This is a genomic window from Phyllobacterium zundukense (genome assembly GCF_025452195.1).
In the GTDB taxonomy this organism is placed as follows: Bacteria; Pseudomonadota; Alphaproteobacteria; order Rhizobiales; family Rhizobiaceae; genus Phyllobacterium; species Phyllobacterium zundukense_A.
Genome location: NZ_CP104970.1, coordinates 526,194 through 543,522 on the forward strand (window position 1 = coordinate 526,194; position 17,329 = coordinate 543,522).

Below are 17,329 nucleotides of genomic sequence, written 5' to 3' on the forward strand. Positions count from 1 at the left end.
GAGGAGACCATCCATGAACACCCCATCGATCGTGATTGCCAGTTCCGCCCGTACCGCGGTCGGATCCTTCAACGGCGCGTTCGCCAACACGCCGGCGCATGAGCTCGGCGCCGCCGTCATCAAGGGCGTGCTTGAGCGCGCAGGCGTCCAAGCGAGTGAGGTCGACGAGGTGATCCTCGGCCAGGTCCTGCAGGCCGGAGAGGGCCCGATCCCGGCTTCGCGCAAGGCGCTGGCGAAAGCCGGCTGGGCGATCGGCGACGTCGAATTGGTCGAGGCCAACGAGGCCTTTGCTGCACAGGCCTGCGCGGTCAACAAGGACCTTGGCTGGAATCCGGACATCGTCAATGTCAACGGCGGCGCGATCGCCATCGGCCATTCGATCGGCGCTTCCGGCGCCCGCGTGCTCAACACGCTGCTATTCGAGATGAAGCGTCGTTCGGCCAAGAAGGGCCTTGCCACGCTCTGCATCGGCGGCGGCATGGGTGTTGCCATGTGCGTGGAAGCGTTCTGGGCAAGGTCATGACCTCCGCCGAGTACCGTCTCTGCGACGTATCGGTCGACCGGTCGTTCGGTGGCCGGGACGCTAGAATTGAGCGAGAGCAAGCGCTCGCGGTCATCGACCTGCTGGAATCGAATACATTCATTCCGGTCGGTCACGACGGCGGGCCTTATCGCCTCAAGATCGAAGCGGTTGACGGGCGTCTGGCATTGCATGTCGCTGATGATCGGGGCGAGCATGTTGTCAGTCACTACCTGTCGCTCACGCCCTTCCGCCGATTGCTCAAAGACTACACCCGCATCTGCGAGAGTTACTACGCCATCCGCCACCCTGGACCTGAACGGCTTGAGGCAATCGATATGGGTCGGCGTGGCGTCCATAACGAGGCTGCCGAACTGCTGAGAGCCCGGTTGTCTACAAAAGTGAATATCGACACCGACACTGCGCGCCGGCTGTTCACGCTGATTTACGCCCTGCTTGTGCGCAATGCGGACCATCGAGCTCTGCTGAGCTGAGCCGGCTGCGGCCGAGACTTTCCGACCAAGGAGGAAGCCCAAGTGAATGCAATACCCCAACGAGACGTACATGTCGGAGAAACAAGCTCCGCGGGCTTTCTGGATAGCGTTGACCAGAACTTCCGCCATGCGATGACATTCCTCGATCTACCGGAAGGGCTGTCGGAGCGGATCATGCAGTGCAACTCGACCTACACGGTACGGTTCGGCGTCCGGCTGCGCGGCCGCATGTACAGCTTCATCGGCTGGCGATCGGTCCACAGCGAGCACTGCGAGCCGGTGAAGGGCGGTATTCGCTATGCGTCGAACGCCGATTCTGAAGAGGTCGAGCCGCTGGCGGCACTCATGACGCTCAAATGCTCACTGGTCGATGTCCCGTTTGGCGGCTCCAAGGGCGCGCTGAAGATCGACCCGCGTGAATGGACGCCGCAAGAACTCGAGCGCATAACTCGTCGCTTCACCCAGGAGCTCAACAAACGCGGCCTGATAGGCCCGGGCGTCAACGTCCCGGCTCCCGACATCGGCACGGGCGAGCGGGAAATGGCCTGGATGATGGACGAGTTCCGCCGCGCAAATCCGACCAATGTCATCAACGCGCGCGCCTGCGTGACCGGAAAGCCGCTGTCGAAGGGTGGCATTGCCGGCCGGACCGAAGCAACCGGCAGGGGCGTCCAGTTCGCCATCCGCGATCCTCGAACCGCCGGGCTGAACGGCAAGCGTGACCTGAAAGGTGCCGCCACTATTGTTCAGGGGTTTGGCAATGTCGGTTACCATGCGGCAAAGTTCCTGTCAGAAGAAGACGGCGCCCGGGTGACGATCGTTGCAGAACGAGATGGCTATGTCGCCAATCCCGATGGTCTGGCGATCGAGGCACTGAAGCAACATCAGATCAGAACCGGCAGCATCCTCTGCTTTGAAGGTGCCACTTCGTTTCCCGGTGATATGACGGGCATCGAGCAACCATGCGACGTTCTCGTTCCAGCGGCGATGGAAAACGCCATTCATGCTGGGAATGCAGACCGTATCAAGGCACATCTCGTAGTCGAAGCCGCCAACGGCCCGGTGACCTTCGAAGCAGACAAGGTCCTCCGCTCCCGTACCATCACCATCCTTCCCGATCTTTACGTCAATGCCGGCGGCGTGGTCGTCAGCTACTTCGAGTGGGTGAAGAACCTGACGCATATTCCCTTCGGCCTGATGGAACGGCGGCGGCGCGAGCGGCGCAACCAGACGATTGCCGCAGCACTCGAGCGCATGACCGGCAAGGAATTCCCCGCCGATATCCGCGACGAGTTCCTCGAAGGCGGCGCTGAAATCGACCTCGTTCGTTCCGGCTTGGAAGATGTCATGCGCAGCACCTGGGGACGCACCGCCGATCTCATCGAACAGCGACCGGAAATCGGTGATTACCGAACCGCCGCCTATGTCGCATCGATCCGACAGGTCGCAGACGCTTACGAAGCAATAGGGATCTGAGCTGTGTTCGCTCTAAAGAATGCCCGCCCATTCTCATCATCCAACAGCAGAGAGCCGGATCTAAGAGTGCGTTCTCCTCGGAGAACTAGCGGAGATCGGATCGGTTACAGTGGCAACCAACATCAACATTTCCAATTGGTCCTCCGGTTCAAGGCGGCATTTCTCAATTCTCCTTTCGAACCCGCAGATCGCTGAACCAAGTTTTGCCATTTAAACGCACCGCAAGTGCCCTTGACATTCTATGATCTTTGATCAAAGATCATAGAAAAGCATCTTAATGCTGCCGTTCAGTACGGGAACGCTGACGGCCAAAACCGGGAGACTAAAAATGAATCGTCGTGAATTTCTTGCTCGCCAAGGAGCGTTTCTTGGCGCCGTTGGCATTGCTGCAGCTTTTCCTTCAATGAGCGCACGAGCAGCAGCAAATGCCGAAGCGCTCAACGTCACTCTCAAGTTCCTTGGGTGGCAGGGTTACGATGACCCGAAGGCAATGGGAACGCTTGTTGCGCAGGGTCTCACCCTGGATGCCCAATACATCACCGGCAATGCTGAGATTGTAACGAAACTCCGTAGCGGCGGAGTGGGGTCGATTGACGTTGTCACGCCCGGCATCAGTGCCGTCGCGCCCTTGATCAGAGCAAAGCTGGTCGAGCCGATCGATGCGACAAAGCTGCCAAGCAGCGAACGCTTCTTCAGCCAGTTCCGTAACATGTCGTGGCAGCAGTCGGACGGCAAGAACTATGCCGTGCCAGTGAGCTGGAGTGATTATCCGCTGAGCTACCGCGCAGATCTGTTCAAAGATCTTCCGAAGAGGTGGGCAGATCTCGGCGATGAGAAATTCCGTGGCAAGCTCATCACGCTAGATGATCCCGCGAACCTTTGGCTATTTGCTCGGGCACTCTTCAAAACCGCTGACTTCTCCAAGCTGACGAAAGATCAGGTCAATCAGGCTGCCGATGCTTTCATGCCGGTCAAGGCGAACCTGACAACGATTGCTCCAAGCTTTGGTGACATTGCTGACGTTCTGGCGCGCGGCGACGCGCAGGCAAGTGTGCTTGGATGGCGGTTTATTGAGGCAAAGCTGAAGTCGAAGGGCATTGACGGGGCTTCTTATGTTCCACCTGAAGACGGCACATTCCTTTGGTGTGATTCATACTGCATCGCCGCAAAGGCCCCGCATCTGGAGCAGACTTACGCGTTCCTCAACCAGATGCTTTCCCCAGAGGGCAACGCCATCATCGGCGCTGCAATCGGCTGTGGCGTTGTGAATGCCGATGCAGTTGCGCTTCTGCCTGAGGATCAGCGAAAGCTTTACCCTTACGAAAATCTTCCGGCCTTCTTGGAAAAGAACACGTTCTACATTCCGCCTGCTCTTGAGGCCGAGGGTGAAATCGCAACCATGCGCGATTGGACCGAAGCTTGGGAACGGATCAAGCTGTCATGATTTCGCAGGCATTTGGAACTTCCGCAGTCTCGGTCCAGGACGTCACGAAGCAATTTGGGACGTTCACCGCCTTGTCGAGCATTTCGCTCGACGTGGCGCCTGGCCGATTTGTCTCTTTGCTTGGTCCGTCCGGCTGCGGCAAGACAACGTTGATGCGCATCATCGCCGGACTGGATCGTCAATCGACAGGGCGCGTTGTGATAGCGGGGAAAGACCTGTCGGCGACGCCGCCGCATCGCCGCCCCGTTGGCCTCGTTTTCCAGCGGTACGCGCTATTTCCCCACATGACGGTAAGCCAGAATGTCGGGTTTGCGTTGTCGCTGCAACGGGTGGAAAAAAAGAAGGCTGCCAATCGTGTTGGCGAGCTTCTCGAGATCGTCAGGCTGAGTGCCTTTGCAGATCGCCCCATTGATCAACTTTCCGGCGGCCAGGCTCAGCGAGTGGCGCTCGCGCGCGCTCTTGCTGCCGGACCACCGGTTTTACTGCTCGATGAACCGATGTCAGCACTGGACCTCAAGCTTCGCCAGGCGATGCAGCTCGAACTTCGGCAGCTGCAGCGTAGCATCGGCGCGACCTTCCTGTTCGTCACACACGATCAGGACGAGGCGATGGTCATGAGCGACGAGATTGTCCTTATGAACAGCGGAACCATCGTTCAACGTGGCTCACCTGAAGAAGTTTATAGCCGACCGAAAACTTTGTTCAGCGCAAAGTTTTTGGGAGAAGCGAACATCTTCACGGGGTCGTTCCGCCGTGAGGGAAATAAATCCTTGCTTCAATCGGCTGATGTGAACATCCGCTTCGATGCTCACGATAATCGAGACACGGGAGCGGGCCTCGTCTGCGTCCGACCCGAGTCCATAATGATTGAGGGGGCACCGAACGTCTCGTCTGTCGCGTCCGAGCCAAATTCGGTAGTAGGACAGGTTCGAGAGGCAATCTTTCAAGGCGCATTCAGGCGCTACCTGGTCCAGGTCGGCGAGCAAAGCGTTATGGTTCAGCAACCGGTTCTCCCCGGCGGAGGCGACGCATTCTCGCAAGGCGATCGCGTTCTTCTCAGTTGGCCGGACAACTCGGTCGCTCAAATCGAAGATGACGCCAATGGTTAGGCAGTTTTACCTCATGGCTGCGCCGGCCAGCCTCTTCATGGCGATCTTCTTCATTATTCCATGCGGAGTGCTATTCGCATACTCTTTCGGTAGCACAAGCTACACCGACATTTCGTTCGGTACCTCACCAGAGAATTACATCAAGATCTTCACGGACCCATTGTTCCGTGAAATTCTGCTGCGATCTCTTTGGATGGGATCGACGATCGGGCTGGCGTCAGTCGTGCTGGCGTTTCCGTTGGCATATGCGATCACGCTAGGCCCGCTGCGGCGGGCAGGGACTATTATTCTGCTCCTGGTGATGGTGTCCCTGTTCACAGCCTACATCGTGCGGATTTACGCATGGCGGTCACTCCTCGGCCGCAATGGTGCGATCAGTCAGTTGTTGAACTGGACGGGTGTCACCGAGGCGCCATTAGAGACCTTTGCGTATAGCAAAGCTGCCGTGATCGTGACTTTGACAAGCATCCTCGTACCGGTCGCTATACTTCCGCTCGCTTCGGCCCTTTCCGGGGTGTCGGCGCAATGTATCGAGGCGGCGAAGAGCCTCGGCGCCACTTCGATCGGTGCCTTTTTCCGGGTTACCGTGCCAATGGCCAGCCGCGGTATCCTGTCGGCTTTTGCGCTGACGTTCGTCATCGCAGCTGGCGATTTCGTCACCCCTCAACTTCTTGGCGGACCTAAGGCGCAGCTTGCCGGGAACGCAGTGGTCGGTCGATTTGGTCTTTCATTTGACTGGCCGCTCGGGTCCGCAATTGCGTTCAGCTTGGTGATTTCCATGGGAATATTCTTATGGGCCGTCACCGCTTTGCTGAGACGTATTGGAATTAAGGATCGACCATGAACCAGGGACGTCTCACGACTTTTGCGTTTAGTTTATACACGGCAGTTCTGCTGGTATTTCTTTTCGCTCCTATCGCCATCGTGGTCCTTTTTTCCTTCGACGCGAAAGGATTTGCGGCTTTCCCCTTCGAAGGTCCGACGACGGAATGGTATATGTCTGTAGCCCGCGACCCGATCATGCGTAAGGCTGCAATCAACAGTGTTTTCGTCGCGCTGGGCACTACGATCTGCTGCATAATGATCGGCACTTCGGCAGCCTTCGCCATCGCAAGGTTCAGATTCCGTCGTGCATCGCTGTTCGCTGCTTTGATGGCCCTGCCATTGCTCTTGCCGCACCTTCTGCTCGGGATCTCTTTGCTATCGTTCTTCACGAGCCTTGGCATCGGTCTTTCGGTATGGACCGCTATCATCGGCCACGTACTGATCACTCTGCCATTCATGGTCTTCACACTTACCAGTCGAATTGCGAGCCTTGACCCGCAGATTCCCGAGGCAGCGGCGACACTCGGAGCGAACCCCGCACAAGCATTTTACCGGGTCACGTTGCCTCTGATACGGAGTGCCATGGTGGGCGCGGCGCTTCTAGTTGTTGCGTGGTCGCTCGACGAGTTCAGCGTGTCGTTCTTCACGATTGGATCCGATAATACACTTCCGATCGTAATTTGGGGTCAGATGCGTGCCGGCGTCAGCCCAACGGTCAATGCGATTTCGACGCTTATGGTGCTCGTGACAGTGCTGCTGATCTATGTCGTGCATCGGCTCTCCGACATCCGCTTTCAGTGAAGCGGATGTCGCCTCCCAGGACAGCCCGAAAAGTTACTTTTCGGGCTGTCGACTGCTGGCAGTCGCCTTGTGCGACGAACGGATACTGTCCGTTTCAACTGACATTTCCAAAGCGAGAAGATTTCCAGACATTTTTCGTGGCGAGAGATCGAGCAAGCTAAGCAAGGAGGATTGCGCATGCCGAATAATAGCTCAACGAATACCCGCGAGGGGCACCCTGTCCGGGTGGCGGTTGTTGGTCTTGGAGAGGTGGCAAAGGTCCACCTTGCCGCTTTCTCCCTTGTCCCCAAGGCTCGCTTGGAAGCAGTCTGCGATTCTCGGGCCGACGTGGTTCACCAAATGTCCAACCAGTTGGGTGTTCGCGGCTACGGCAGTCACCGGGCCCATGAACGGTATTCTGAGTGCCCGTGAGAAGAGGTGGCGCACCGCATTTGCGATGGGTATCTCGAGCATGCCCTGGCGATGGGATTTGCCCTTCGCGATTAGGGATGTGATGAGTTGATCGCGGCGCAAGACAAGAGCGGGAAGTGGGCGAAGCGGGCTCGCTCGATTCGGGATAGAATCCGTGAAGGTGATCAGCGTTACCTACCGGACGGAGATACACTATCGTTTTTGAAGTTCGTTTTTCCAGAAGTCGGTGCCAATGTCGAAAGGTTCCTGTCCTCCAGGCTTGCGCGGTCAGAATCTCTAGTCATTCCGTCCCATCTCAGCCCTAGTATTTCTCGTGGTGGATCGCAGCCCTGAGGTTGTCGAGTTCAGCGCCGATAGACCAGGCACGGCGCAGCGCGCTCATCGGCTCCTTTATGTCGCCCAGGGCGCCGTTGTCTGAGCGGCTAGCCATATGAGGAGAGCATGAGGATTTGTGTGGCAGGTGCCGGAGTTGGGTGAATACGGTATAGGAGAGCGATGATTATCGCCGAGGCCCGCATTTTTGAAACCAGCCCGCAAGAAACGACATTTCGCCAGCCGCAACGAGCGGCGCACGTGACCTGAAGCTACGCAAGGGCAGCCGGGTTTTGTACGAATACGATCTCAACATTCCCTGGGAGCATGAAGTCCGGCTGGAAGAATGCCGCTCGCCCAAACCCCGGACGCTCTATCCCTGTTGCCTCGGAAATTGTCCGCCGGAGGATTGCGGCGGGCCTGAAGCCTGGCTTCGGCAGCTGGACGATGCGCTCGGCTATGAGCTGGATGACGATTTCGCCATGGTGATCGAGTTCATCAAGGAGATCAGCGACACTCGGTCCTTTGCGGCTCTCAAGGACCCGGACCGCGCAGAGGAGTTGCGTGAGACGCTTTTCCGGATCGAGGATCGCAAAGCGCTATTGGGAAAGCCGTTCGAGCGGCGGAAGGTGAACGAGCGATTGCGACAGGACGAACATCTCACATTCATGTATCAGCAGGTGTGATCTGCTTTTCAGCGCCGCGACTGTTCGACAGAAGCTCAGCAAGCTGGATGTTGTAGCCGACGGCAACCTTGGTCATGCGCGCCATGGCGCGGCTATCGGGATCGGTGAGCGATATCTGGTCTTCGCCGGTGCGATCCAGTTCATCGAGCAGCGACTTGTGTCGGTCGCGCTTTCCCTTGATCGCGGCGATCTTCTCAGCGAGGTTTTTGGCTCGCGGTCCGCCGCCGCCGGTATTCTCTTCCTGTGCATCGCCGTCATCGAGCCGCTTCATGTACTCGGTCAGTCGTTCGTCGGCCTCTCGAATAAACTTCATCAGGGCCGCTCTCGTGAAGTTGCGGTCCTTGTTGTTCACCGCCTTGATGCGGGTGCCGTCGACCGCCAGAAGCTCCCGGCCGAAGAGATCGAGCTGGCGGCACAGAATGACGAACTCCCGGAACACCTGCCGAAAGGCGGCATGGTTCACCCGGCGAAAGTTGGCGATCGTCTTGTGATCGGGCTTCCGTACGGGTAGAGCTTCAGCAGATCGGCCGGATCGTAACCCGGACGACCCGTTCTCTTTGGCTCCACGCGTATAAATCCAGACGCCTACAAATCCAGTCTATCGATGAAAGCTTCGATGAACCGAACCGGGTTGTCCGGGCCTACGTAATCGTCCACCACTTCAGGCAGTAGCAGCTTGCGACCGGTCTATTCCTGATAAATGTGCCATGGCAAAATATACCATGGCATCATTCGATCGGGAATCCTTTGCTGGTAAAAGGGGCGCTCATGGAAATAAATATTTCGGACTTTATGCGGGCATTCGTGCCGACACAGATTCATACCGCAGTGGCTCTTTGCTTTGCACATCACCATAGCGGCTGCGACTTCGATGAAGCGTTCCATATGTACCTTGCAGAGATCGCCTCCATAAAAACCCGTCTGGATTTCGACCTGGCAACGATGCGTCTGATGGCCTGCCTTCACAATGGGCATACCGCATTCGATGACGAATGGCTCTGGCAAACCCACGGTGAGCCTCTGGGGTTTTCCGTCCGCCAGCTTGCCGAGAGTTGGACCGTCGTTAAATCTGTTCACCCATCTGTGCCCGTAGGAGCAGAGATCGTAGCGCTCGGAGGCGTGCCGATGGCTGAATTCGCAGAATCAAAATTGCCATTCCTCGCAGCGTCCAGCGTTCGGGCTGCGCGGACAATTTTGTTTCGCCGCCCCTTCCTTTTTCCATCAACTTCTCGCTTCGGCTGGCCGATGGAAAATATGTCCAAGTGCGGAGAGGCGAATACGCCCTGCCAAGACCTCCAACCGCGCCGGCGCTTGAACGTTTTTCCTCGCCCGTTTCAATCTTGCGCATTCCAAGCTTCGATGCGGACGCTTTCGAGGATGCCGCCATCGGTTTTGTAGATCAATTGCAGGAAGACAAGGTCCTGATCCTTGATCTCCGTGGAAATGGCGGTGGGAACACGCCCCTCCGACTTCTCACCAAATTAGTGGACCGGCCTTATCGAACATGGGCTGCGACAACACCCAGGCACACTGGGCTGAACATCGCAAAAGGATATGCACACGAGGATCTGGCAATTCCCTCCGAGACGCGGGACGCGGCGACGGGCCACTTCGGTGGCCGTCTCATCATTCTGGTAGATCGGGAGACCGCGTCTGCCGCGGAAGACTTCCTGATGCCCTTCAAAGATAATGGGCGAGCGACTATCGCCGGAGAAACGACAGCGGGGTCCAGCGGCCAGCCGTTCTACAAAGATCTCGGTTATGGCATGCGGCTCTGGGTTTCCGCCAAACGGCAGACCTTCCCCAACGGAAATCAGTTCGAAGGCATCGGGATCACCCCTGACATCGCGTTCGAAATGAAAAGGGATCATGTGACCAGCGAAAATGACGCACTTCTGGCGCTGGCTATGACGCTTGCAGATTAATCACTGACTTTTGACACGGTCTGCCCGAAACATGCGACAGATTGCGCCGTCATTGGTCTCTTTTGCTTTTGACAAAGTTTGGAAACTTCCTCGGCTCGCTCTCGTCCGCCATATTGTCGCGATACCAACTCGGCTCGTCGAGCGCTCCGCGCCAGCTATAGATGGCGAACATTGGGCGAGACGATGTCCGTATTGCGGGGCTGACGTTGCTACCGTGAAGGACGATGTCGCCCTGGCGCTTGGCGATGAAATCCGAAGTTGCGCCCGTTTGAAATTCTGCCTCTCCGGCAACGACAATGTAGAATTCTTCCGCAGCATGCGCATGCGCCGGGTAGTGCGTGTCTGGGCCAAGAATGAAGAGGCCCAGAATGATGCTATCACTTCGGAAGCGACCTGTGGGGCCGATGCACTCGCCTGTTGCGAAGCGTGAAACAAACGACTTTGACCAATGCGCTTCCTCATAGAATTCCGACCACCAGGCGTAAGGAAAAGCGCCGAGCGCAGCATCGAAAAGCTCAGGACAACGGACGATGTTTTCATCGAAAAGCACAGGTGCGTAGCGAAGCCCTCTGACAGATTGCGATCGGCTTTGAGACAAAAGGGCAGGCCGTATGGATTCGGCATGAAAGTCCTCGGCGAAACCGACGACAAGATCACGCTGGCTCGGTTCGACCAGCGTGGCTTCAATCTTCCGGAGATACGCCTCCGTTTCCTCCAAGAGGCGATAGATCGTCGTTTCCCTATTCATGCGAAGTAAATTCCCGACGTTAATTTCCAAACAGCCTAGTGAGACGACAGGAATACGCCAGTTCTAAAACCTGAAGCATAGGATCAATGGTTCTGGATGTGCCAGCCTGTCTGGTGTGACGGGAGTATGGCTTCGATGGCCACCCCGCATCCGGAACGCAACTTTGCGAGGCGTCAAGTGAGATGGATGGATGCCGGGGTCCGGCCGGTAAAGAATAAAAACACCAAGGGGAGGCTGCATGCTCGATGATTTCCGTCGCGACGCCCTCACTTCCTGCGCCAACGACGAATTGCGCCCAGGCCATGCAAGTATCTACGAAGATGCAGGAGCTGGCTGTCAAGGATCTGCAAAAAGCTGGGGAAATCAGACAGTGACAGCGGCGGCTCAGGCCGTTGGGTCGTCAAACCTGGATGAAGCCTGTTTCTGAGGCAGAAGTAGAGGAGCATGACGAGCTCAATCTTGAACGAAGGCTACTATGTAGAGCATACCGGCGGACTGAACGACCAAAGAATTGATTGCCGCCCATCTTCACCGTGATACTCGAATGCCCGCTCTCAGCGTTATGTTCGTGTTGTTTGAGCACTCATACGACCCGTATCACAGCGATCTTCTGAGGACTTGAATGTCAGAAAAATATGGCCTATTTTCTGACATATGAAAACCGTTGCGACATCAGTTCCAGGCCGGATCATGAAGCGCGCCCGTGCCGGCGGGCGTGGCGGCGTCTTCACGCCCAGTGACTTCCTGGACGTGGCCACACGGTCGACGGTCGACCAAGCCCTTTCCCGGTTGGCCAAGAATGGAAAGCTGCGCCGCCTGGCGCGAGGCCTGTACGACTTCCCGAAGGTTCATCCGCAACTTGGTCCGCTTTCGCCGACCCCCGACGATGTCGCGCAAGCGTTGGCGCGGGAGACCGGATCTCAGGTGCAAATCGCCGGCGCGCGCGCGGCGAACGCCCTTGGCCTGTCAACGCAGGTGCCGGCGAAGAGCACCTATCTGACAGACGGCCCGTCGCGCCGCGTCGTACTGGGCAAGCGCGTCGTCGATCTGCGTCACGCCTCGCCAAAGCATCTGATCGCTCCGGGAAGTGCTGCCGGCACAGTCGTCCAGGCCCTTCGTCACGTGGGGGCGGTACGTGCCGCCGACGTTGCGCGGATCGCGTCGCGTCGGTTGTCGACCAGCGACAAGAAGACGCTCGCATCCAATGCGATCCAGGCTCCCGCGTGGATGCGGCCGACGCTGGTCTCGATCGCCAGCGCAGCATCGGATGAGATCGATGGATAAGCTCGCTCTTCTTCCATCTGACGATCAAGCGGCTCTCTTTGGCGAGACGGGTGCTGGCCGAGGCGTTGCCAATACGAGGGTATAGCGTCAAGAGTACGCCAAACAACGGGGCCTTTATCAACCAAAGGCAGCATTATCCTTGTAACCATTTGATTCTTATGCGATTCTTAGGTTGATCCTTCAGGAGATGAAAATGGCTGAACCGATACTCGACGTGCTATCCGGCATCCGGACGGTTGATGAAATGGTTGCAACCTTCCATGATGAGAAACATTGCCGCAGATTGCTGGAAAGCATGGTGTGGCCGGAAGGCAGAATTTGCCCTTCCTGTGGCTATCGACACTCGATAGCCATTGCCGGGCGGAACACGAGTAAACGGCGGGCTCGTCCAGGTCTCTATCAATGTTCCAATGGCGAATGCCGCTTCCAGTTCACCGTGACGACACACACGCCATTGCACGCAACAAAACTGCCCTTGCGTGTCTGGCTGAAGGCCATGTGGCTGATGCTCCAGTCGGACAAGGGTCTGTCCTCGGTACGGCTGGCCGAAATCGTCGGGGTAAGCCAGCCGACGGCCTGGCGTATGGGACATGCGTTGCGTCTCATGGTGGCGCGGGAGAATATGCTCGATGGCACAGTAGAGATCGACCATTTCTATCTCGGCGGCCGAGCGAGGAAGCAGCGGGACGAACCTCCTCCGGGACGGGGACGGAAAGGTCAGGCAAACACGGAGAAAACCCCGATTATAGCGATGGTACAACGACCCTCTGATATAGTCCCCGGCACTCTGGCCGGCGATGCGCGGGCCGCGGTTGTGACAGGTCTTTCCTTGCGTGCGGCCGAGCGTGCTATTGAAACGCAGATTGAACCGGACGCGCATTTGATGAGCGACGAGGCAAAGGCATTCATGGCCATCGGTGAAAGTTTTGCCGGACATGAAACCGTGAATCATTCCAGCGGTGAATATGCCCGTGGGAATGTCCACGTCAATTCGACCGAGGGGTTCAACTCCCGCGTCAGGCGGACCATCGCCGGTGTTTTTCATCACATCAGTCCACAACATGCGGATCTGTATTTCCATGAGATCGGCTTTCGCTGGTCCCAGCGTGTTGTAACCGGAAGTGTGGTCCGGAAAACTCGGCACGGCCGGGAAACCATGCGAACTCTCTGGTCACGGGTGCCACCCGCGCTGCAACTTCTGAACGTTTTTCGCGCGGCCACGGGACGTCAGATGCGCAGAAGCCCGGACGGCGGGCTCATTATCAAATCAACTGTAGCTGCCTTTGGTTGATAAAGGCCCACAACGCGGAGGGAGAACAAACGGTGATTTTATCGGGCGCTCGTTGTAAAGAGAAGGGCTACCCTAGCAGAATTACTGAAGCGTGGTCCGAATGGGCAGCCTCCTGATAGCGTATCAGCCGTATCGTTAAAACGCCGCGCTTCCAAACGGGAGCGCGGCGTTTTGAAACTTTGAACCTAAATAAGATCCCGAAAGGCGATCCCATCATTCGGTTCTGCCCTACTTCAGCGGCTCGAGTGCCGACAACTTCAGCCGCCGAAGGGTGATGTTTGCAGGGCATTGCCTGATAGCATTGGCATCAACGACGCTGATGATTTCCGTGGGTCTGGGATTTGTCAGTCCCTGGCTAATTCTCGCATTAGGCTTCTTGGCCGGCTGCGGTTTCGCCTTGAATGATCCGGCCTGGCACGCTTCCGTTGGCGACCTCCTTGACAAGCGCGACATTCCGGCTGCGGTAACGCTTATGTCTGTCGGATATAACGTTGTGCGCAGCGTTGGTCCGGCTTTGGGGGGCGTGATCCTGGCCTTCTTTGGTCCTCTGGCCGCTTTCGCCTTAGCCGCGCTGAGTAATCTCGCGCCTCTGAGTCGCAATATGGCGCACCAAATGGCAAGTTCGCTCTTCTCCTCTCCCTCGTGAGACAATGACGACAGCTATTCACGACGGGGTGCGCTTCACGGTGATTTCCTTGGAGATCAGGGCGGCGATCTTCCGTGCAGCATTTTTTGGATTGGCAAGCATCTCCATCCTCGCGCTGCTGCCTCTGGTCGTCCGAGATCAGTTGAAAAGCGGGCCCATCGTCTACGGCATTCTATTGGCCGGGTTCGGCATGGGTGCTTTCATCGCGGGCATGAGCAACGGCTTCCTTAGGCGGATCATATCTCAACATAGGCTGTGCGTGCTCGCCTCCGTAGCTTGTGCTGCATGTTGCCTTTCCTTGGCCCTTACATCGTCGGTCGCTGTGGCTGCGATTTCGCTGGCACTCGGCGGCGCGGGTTGGCTTATCACCTGGACGGGCATTGACGTGTCGGTGCAGCTGGCAAGCCCAAGGTGGGTTGTCGGCCGTACGCTCTCGATCTACTACGCCTTGAGTGCTGGCGGTATGGCTGCCGGCAGCTGGATCTGGGGTGCTGTCGCCCAGAACTACTCCTTGGCCTGGGCTTTGGAGGGCGCCGCAGGGACTTTGTTGCTGGTTGCAGCAGCCGGAATACTGTTGCCGACACGTCCTTGGAAAGAAGCGGATCAAGAAAGCGCGGATTTTCACCCTCCGGAGCTGGCGCTCGATCTGACGTCCAGAAGTGGCCCCATCGTTGCCCGAGTGGAGTATTCCATATCCGAGGAGAATATCGACGCCTTCCTGGATTGCATGCGCGCAAGGCGGCACGTTCAGAGCCGCGCCGGTGCTAGAAACTGGACGCTCCAGCGCAACCTCCAAACGCCTTCATTTTGGACCGAGACATTCCGCACGCCAACCTGGATGGCCTTTCTTCGACTGAATCATCGGCTCACGGCAGCGGATAACGAACTAGGCCAGCATCTTCTCGCGCTGCATGATGGAGAGCATTCTCCGCATACAACGCTTTCGATTGAGCGGACGACCGAAGCAGCCCGTGACCGTGCGCAACCAGTTACACTCGTTTCACGTCTTCCGAGGTGACGTTGCGATGAAACTATCAGCCAATGAACTAGTGTGCATACCGTGGGCTTCGGTGCCAGGAAAACTGGCGGACGCTGGGCACACAGTCCTCGCGCAGGCACCGCCGCGCTGACCGCAACCGTCCCTGGCGGCATCTGCGTCGGCAAGACCATCCTCTACGGGATCCTGGTCGCGACCATCGCGATCCCGGGAATGGTGACCGTCGGACCGGTCTTTCTTGCCTACAAGGACTTCATCCCAGTCGCGGTCCTAACATTGTTCTCCTACTTCAAGGCGATTCTCAAGGAACTCGACGAAGCGGCGGCGATGGACGGATACAGTCTGCTTGACACTATGTTCAGGATCATCTTTCCGGTCACCATGCCGGGCTGCGCAGTAACGTTTCTTCTGCTGTTCATCGCGGCTGGGACGACTTTCTGTTCGCCTCCACGCCAACCATCACGCCGGATGCCCGACTTCTGACGTCCGCCTTTTCGACCATCCGTAATTAATTCACGAGAGCCGAGGGCGTAATTGGGCCGAGGAAACGGTCGATCCCGAATGCAGACTTCACTCTTCTGAGACCCGATGTTCTTTCAGCATCCAGCAAGAGATGTCCTATGCTAAAGTTTCGACCAGCACGTTATTGGGTTGCAGGCCTCGCGGCGTGGCAGTAGCCTGATTCCGAGGCGCTCAAATTTCTGCCCCGACGACACCCACTCGAGTCAGATCTGCAGCCACCGAGACCAAGAGTGAATTTGTCACCGGCACTAAGCGACCGTCGCACTAGTTTTGCCCGGGAAGGAACGGCTTCGCCACTGTTTTAGAGCCCGCCCATGCAGAGATACTTCATCTCGAGATAATCCTCCAGCCCGTGATGGGATCCTTCTCGGCCAATACCTGATTGCTTGATGCCGCCGAACGGGGCTGCCTCGGATGACATACGGCCTGTGTTTATGCCGACCATGCCATATTCCAGAGCTTCAGCGACGCGCCAGACGCGCTTGAGGTTGGACGCATAAAAGTATGCCGCGAGACCGTAGATGGTGTCATTGGCTTCGCGAACGACCTGCTCGGCATCTTCAAAGCGGATGATCGGCGCTAACGGGCCAAAGGTCTCCTCCTGAGCCAGCCGCATGGTGCTGACCACGTCCTTGATTACGGTGGGCACAAAGAACGTTCCGGAGCCGCCGACGCGGACGCCACCGCATTCGATCTTCGCTCCTTTTCGAACGGCATCATCCACATGCGCTTCGATCTTCGCCAGCGCATATGTGTCGATCAGTGGACCGATCGCGACATCCGGATCGAAGCCATCGCCAACCTGCAGGCCCCGGACACGCTCGGTGAACTTCTGCGTGAACTCATCGTACACTTTGGACTGGACGTACAGGCGATTGGCGGAGACGCAAGTTTGCCCGGCGTTGCGAAACTTCGCCTGTATCGCACCATCGACGGCAGCATCGATGTCCGCATCATCAAAGACGATGAAGGGGGCGTTGCCTCCGAGCTCGAAGCTTATCCTCTTTATCTGATCCGAACATTGCCGCATGAGCAGCCGTCCGACCTCGGTCGATCCTGTGAAACTGATCTTGCGGACCTTAGGGTTGGAGCACAGTTCGCGGCCAACCGCGTCACCTTCCGACGCGTAGATCAGATTGAGGACGCCCTCGGGAAAGCCAGCCGTCTGAGCAAGCACGAACATGGCGCCGGCGATAAGAGGTGTTTGCTCCGCAGGCTTCAGGATAACGGTACAGCCAGCAGCCAACGCCGGCGAGATTTTGCGGGCGACCATCGACGCTGGAAAATTCCAGGGCGTAATTGCACCGACCACACCGACCGGTTGCTTGATCACCAGCAGCCGCCTGTCGTTTGAGGGTGCCGAGATCGTCTCGCCATAAATGCGGTTTGCCTCTTCTGCATACCATTGGAGATAGGCTGCTGCATGGGCGATTTCGGACTTCGCTTCAGCCAGAGGTTTTCCCATTTCGGCCGTCAGGATTGCAGCGAGATCGTCGCTGTTCTCGAGGATCAGTTGATGCCATTTCCATAAGACATCCGAGCGCTCTCGGGCCGTGAGCCCGGCCCAATGTCCTTGGGCGGCATGAGCTTTGTCAATCGCTTTGGTAACATCCTCAGCGCCCATGTCCGGAAGTTCTGCCAACAGCTCCCCTGTGGAGGGATTGAAGACTGGAAAGCGCTTCGTGGAATCCGGAGTGGTCGGGCCAGCCACAGAAGCCAAATGGCGAAACCGCTCGGGATTTATGAGATGCCTTGTTAGCGACTGCATCACGGTCATCCCGTGTTCCTCCTCATAGTTTGAACTGGCAGCTTCCGTAAGGGTATGCGGAAGGGAAGGG

At 57.3% G+C, this 17,329-nt stretch carries 17 protein-coding genes and 1 pseudogene; 13 read left to right on the forward strand and 5 right to left on the reverse strand.

The window, feature by feature from the left end:
• The first annotated feature begins 13 nt into the window (after positions 1-13).
• The 7 genes from N8E88_RS04335 to N8E88_RS04370 all read left to right on the forward strand — a co-directional run bounded on the left by N8E88_RS04335 (position 14) and on the right by N8E88_RS04370 (position 6,669).
• Entirely contained in the window at positions 14-523 is a 510-nt protein-coding gene (locus tag N8E88_RS04335) for a thiolase family protein (protein WP_262290816.1), read from the forward strand.
• A complete protein-coding gene (locus N8E88_RS04340) occupies positions 520-1,014 on the forward strand; it encodes a UPF0262 family protein (protein ID WP_262290817.1) in 495 nt (164 codons plus the stop codon). Before N8E88_RS04335 ends, N8E88_RS04340 begins: the two co-directional genes overlap by 4 nt.
• Positions 1,015-1,056: 42 nt before the next feature.
• Positions 1,057-2,490, forward strand: a complete 1,434-nt coding sequence (locus N8E88_RS04345) for a Glu/Leu/Phe/Val family dehydrogenase (protein WP_410010516.1) — start codon at positions 1,057-1,059, stop codon at positions 2,488-2,490.
• A 328-nt stretch (positions 2,491-2,818) separates the two neighbouring features.
• Positions 2,819-3,934, forward strand: coding sequence for an ABC transporter substrate-binding protein (locus tag N8E88_RS04350; RefSeq protein WP_262290818.1), 1,116 nt, complete (start codon positions 2,819-2,821; stop codon positions 3,932-3,934).
• Positions 3,910-5,043, forward strand: coding sequence for an ABC transporter ATP-binding protein (locus N8E88_RS31705; RefSeq protein ID WP_410010517.1), 1,134 nt, complete (start codon positions 3,910-3,912; stop codon positions 5,041-5,043). The genes N8E88_RS04350 and N8E88_RS31705 overlap by 25 nt, the downstream gene beginning before the upstream one ends.
• On the forward strand, positions 5,036-5,887 hold the full coding sequence (locus tag N8E88_RS04365) for an ABC transporter permease (RefSeq protein ID WP_262290819.1): 852 nt from the start codon (positions 5,036-5,038) through the stop codon (positions 5,885-5,887). The genes N8E88_RS31705 and N8E88_RS04365 overlap by 8 nt, the downstream gene beginning before the upstream one ends.
• Complete coding sequence (locus N8E88_RS04370) at positions 5,884-6,669, forward strand: ABC transporter permease (RefSeq protein WP_262290820.1); 786 nt, start codon at positions 5,884-5,886, stop codon at positions 6,667-6,669. Before N8E88_RS04365 ends, N8E88_RS04370 begins: the two co-directional genes overlap by 4 nt.
• 712 nt (positions 6,670-7,381) lie before the next feature.
• Here N8E88_RS04370 and N8E88_RS04375 read toward each other — a convergent pair.
• Positions 7,382-7,510: a hypothetical protein gene (locus N8E88_RS04375; RefSeq protein WP_262290821.1), complete on the reverse strand. Its 129-nt coding sequence runs from the start codon at positions 7,508-7,510 to the stop codon at positions 7,382-7,384.
• A gap of 175 nt (positions 7,511-7,685) precedes the next feature.
• On the opposite strand from N8E88_RS04375, the gene N8E88_RS04380 reads away from it, so the two are divergent.
• Positions 7,686-8,078, forward strand: coding sequence for an IS1096 element passenger TnpR family protein (locus tag N8E88_RS04380; RefSeq protein ID WP_262290822.1), 393 nt, complete (start codon positions 7,686-7,688; stop codon positions 8,076-8,078).
• Here the strand turns inward: N8E88_RS04380 and N8E88_RS04385 are convergent.
• The gene (locus tag N8E88_RS04385; protein WP_262290823.1) at positions 8,059-8,541 is read right to left on the reverse strand and encodes a hypothetical protein; all 483 of its coding nucleotides are present in this window, start codon (positions 8,539-8,541) and stop codon (positions 8,059-8,061) included. The two genes, N8E88_RS04380 and N8E88_RS04385, sit on opposite strands and share 20 nt — an antisense overlap.
• A 224-nt stretch (positions 8,542-8,765) precedes the next feature.
• Positions 8,766-9,155 (reverse strand): hypothetical protein, encoded by a 390-nt coding sequence (locus N8E88_RS04390; protein ID WP_262290824.1) that lies wholly within the window; start codon positions 9,153-9,155, stop codon positions 8,766-8,768.
• Positions 9,156-9,340: 185 nt separating this feature from the next.
• Here N8E88_RS04390 and N8E88_RS04395 point away from each other — a divergent pair, with 185 nt between their 5' ends.
• Positions 9,341-10,003: a S41 family peptidase gene (locus N8E88_RS04395; RefSeq protein WP_262290825.1), complete on the forward strand. Its 663-nt coding sequence runs from the start codon at positions 9,341-9,343 to the stop codon at positions 10,001-10,003.
• Between the two features lie 49 nt (positions 10,004-10,052).
• Here the strand turns inward: N8E88_RS04395 and N8E88_RS04400 are convergent, their stop codons facing one another.
• A complete protein-coding gene (locus N8E88_RS04400) occupies positions 10,053-10,751 on the reverse strand; it encodes a dimethylsulfonioproprionate lyase family protein (protein ID WP_262290826.1) in 699 nt (232 codons plus the stop codon).
• Between the two features lie 690 nt (positions 10,752-11,441).
• On the opposite strand from N8E88_RS04400, the gene N8E88_RS04405 reads away from it, so the two are divergent.
• From N8E88_RS04405 to N8E88_RS04420, 4 genes and pseudogenes are all read left to right on the forward strand, one after another.
• The gene (locus tag N8E88_RS04405) at positions 11,442-12,035 is read left to right on the forward strand and encodes a DUF6088 family protein (RefSeq protein WP_262291094.1); all 594 of its coding nucleotides are present in this window, start codon (positions 11,442-11,444) and stop codon (positions 12,033-12,035) included.
• A gap of 193 nt (positions 12,036-12,228) precedes the next feature.
• Complete coding sequence (locus N8E88_RS04410) at positions 12,229-13,326, forward strand: IS1595 family transposase (protein ID WP_262290827.1); 1,098 nt, start codon at positions 12,229-12,231, stop codon at positions 13,324-13,326.
• Positions 13,327-13,549: 223 nt separating this feature from the next.
• Positions 13,550-14,990: pseudogene (locus tag N8E88_RS04415) on the forward strand (MFS transporter).
• 33 nt (positions 14,991-15,023) lie between these two features.
• Positions 15,024-15,452: an ABC transporter permease family protein gene (locus tag N8E88_RS04420; RefSeq protein WP_262290828.1), complete on the forward strand. Its 429-nt coding sequence runs from the start codon at positions 15,024-15,026 to the stop codon at positions 15,450-15,452.
• Positions 15,453-15,792: 340 nt separating this feature from the next.
• Here N8E88_RS04420 and N8E88_RS04425 read toward each other — a convergent pair whose 3' ends face one another.
• Entirely contained in the window at positions 15,793-17,268 is a 1,476-nt protein-coding gene (locus N8E88_RS04425; protein ID WP_262290829.1) for an NAD-dependent succinate-semialdehyde dehydrogenase, read from the reverse strand.
• Positions 17,269-17,329: the final 61 nt, after the last annotated feature.

Excerpts from the sequence above, each read along its gene's own strand:
- N8E88_RS04340 (WP_262290817.1), top strand. The coding sequence starts at position 520 with ATGACCTCCGCCGAGTACCGTCTCTGCGACGTATCGGTCGACCGGTCG.
- N8E88_RS04410 (WP_262290827.1), top strand. The coding sequence starts at position 12,229 with ATGGCTGAACCGATACTCGACGTGCTATCCGGCATCCGGACGGTTGAT.
- N8E88_RS04400 (WP_262290826.1), bottom strand. The coding sequence starts at position 10,751 with ATGAATAGGGAAACGACGATCTATCGCCTCTTGGAGGAAACGGAGGCG.
- N8E88_RS04425 (WP_262290829.1), bottom strand. The coding sequence starts at position 17,268 with ATGACCGTGATGCAGTCGCTAACAAGGCATCTCATAAATCCCGAGCGG.
- N8E88_RS04370 (WP_262290820.1), top strand. The coding sequence starts at position 5,884 with ATGAACCAGGGACGTCTCACGACTTTTGCGTTTAGTTTATACACGGCA.
- N8E88_RS04350 (WP_262290818.1), top strand. The coding sequence starts at position 2,819 with ATGAATCGTCGTGAATTTCTTGCTCGCCAAGGAGCGTTTCTTGGCGCC.
- N8E88_RS04365 (WP_262290819.1), top strand. The coding sequence starts at position 5,036 with ATGGTTAGGCAGTTTTACCTCATGGCTGCGCCGGCCAGCCTCTTCATG.
- N8E88_RS04405 (WP_262291094.1), top strand. The coding sequence starts at position 11,442 with ATGAAGCGCGCCCGTGCCGGCGGGCGTGGCGGCGTCTTCACGCCCAGT.
- N8E88_RS04375 (WP_262290821.1), bottom strand. The coding sequence starts at position 7,510 with ATGGCTAGCCGCTCAGACAACGGCGCCCTGGGCGACATAAAGGAGCCG.
- N8E88_RS04335 (WP_262290816.1), top strand. The coding sequence starts at position 14 with ATGAACACCCCATCGATCGTGATTGCCAGTTCCGCCCGTACCGCGGTC.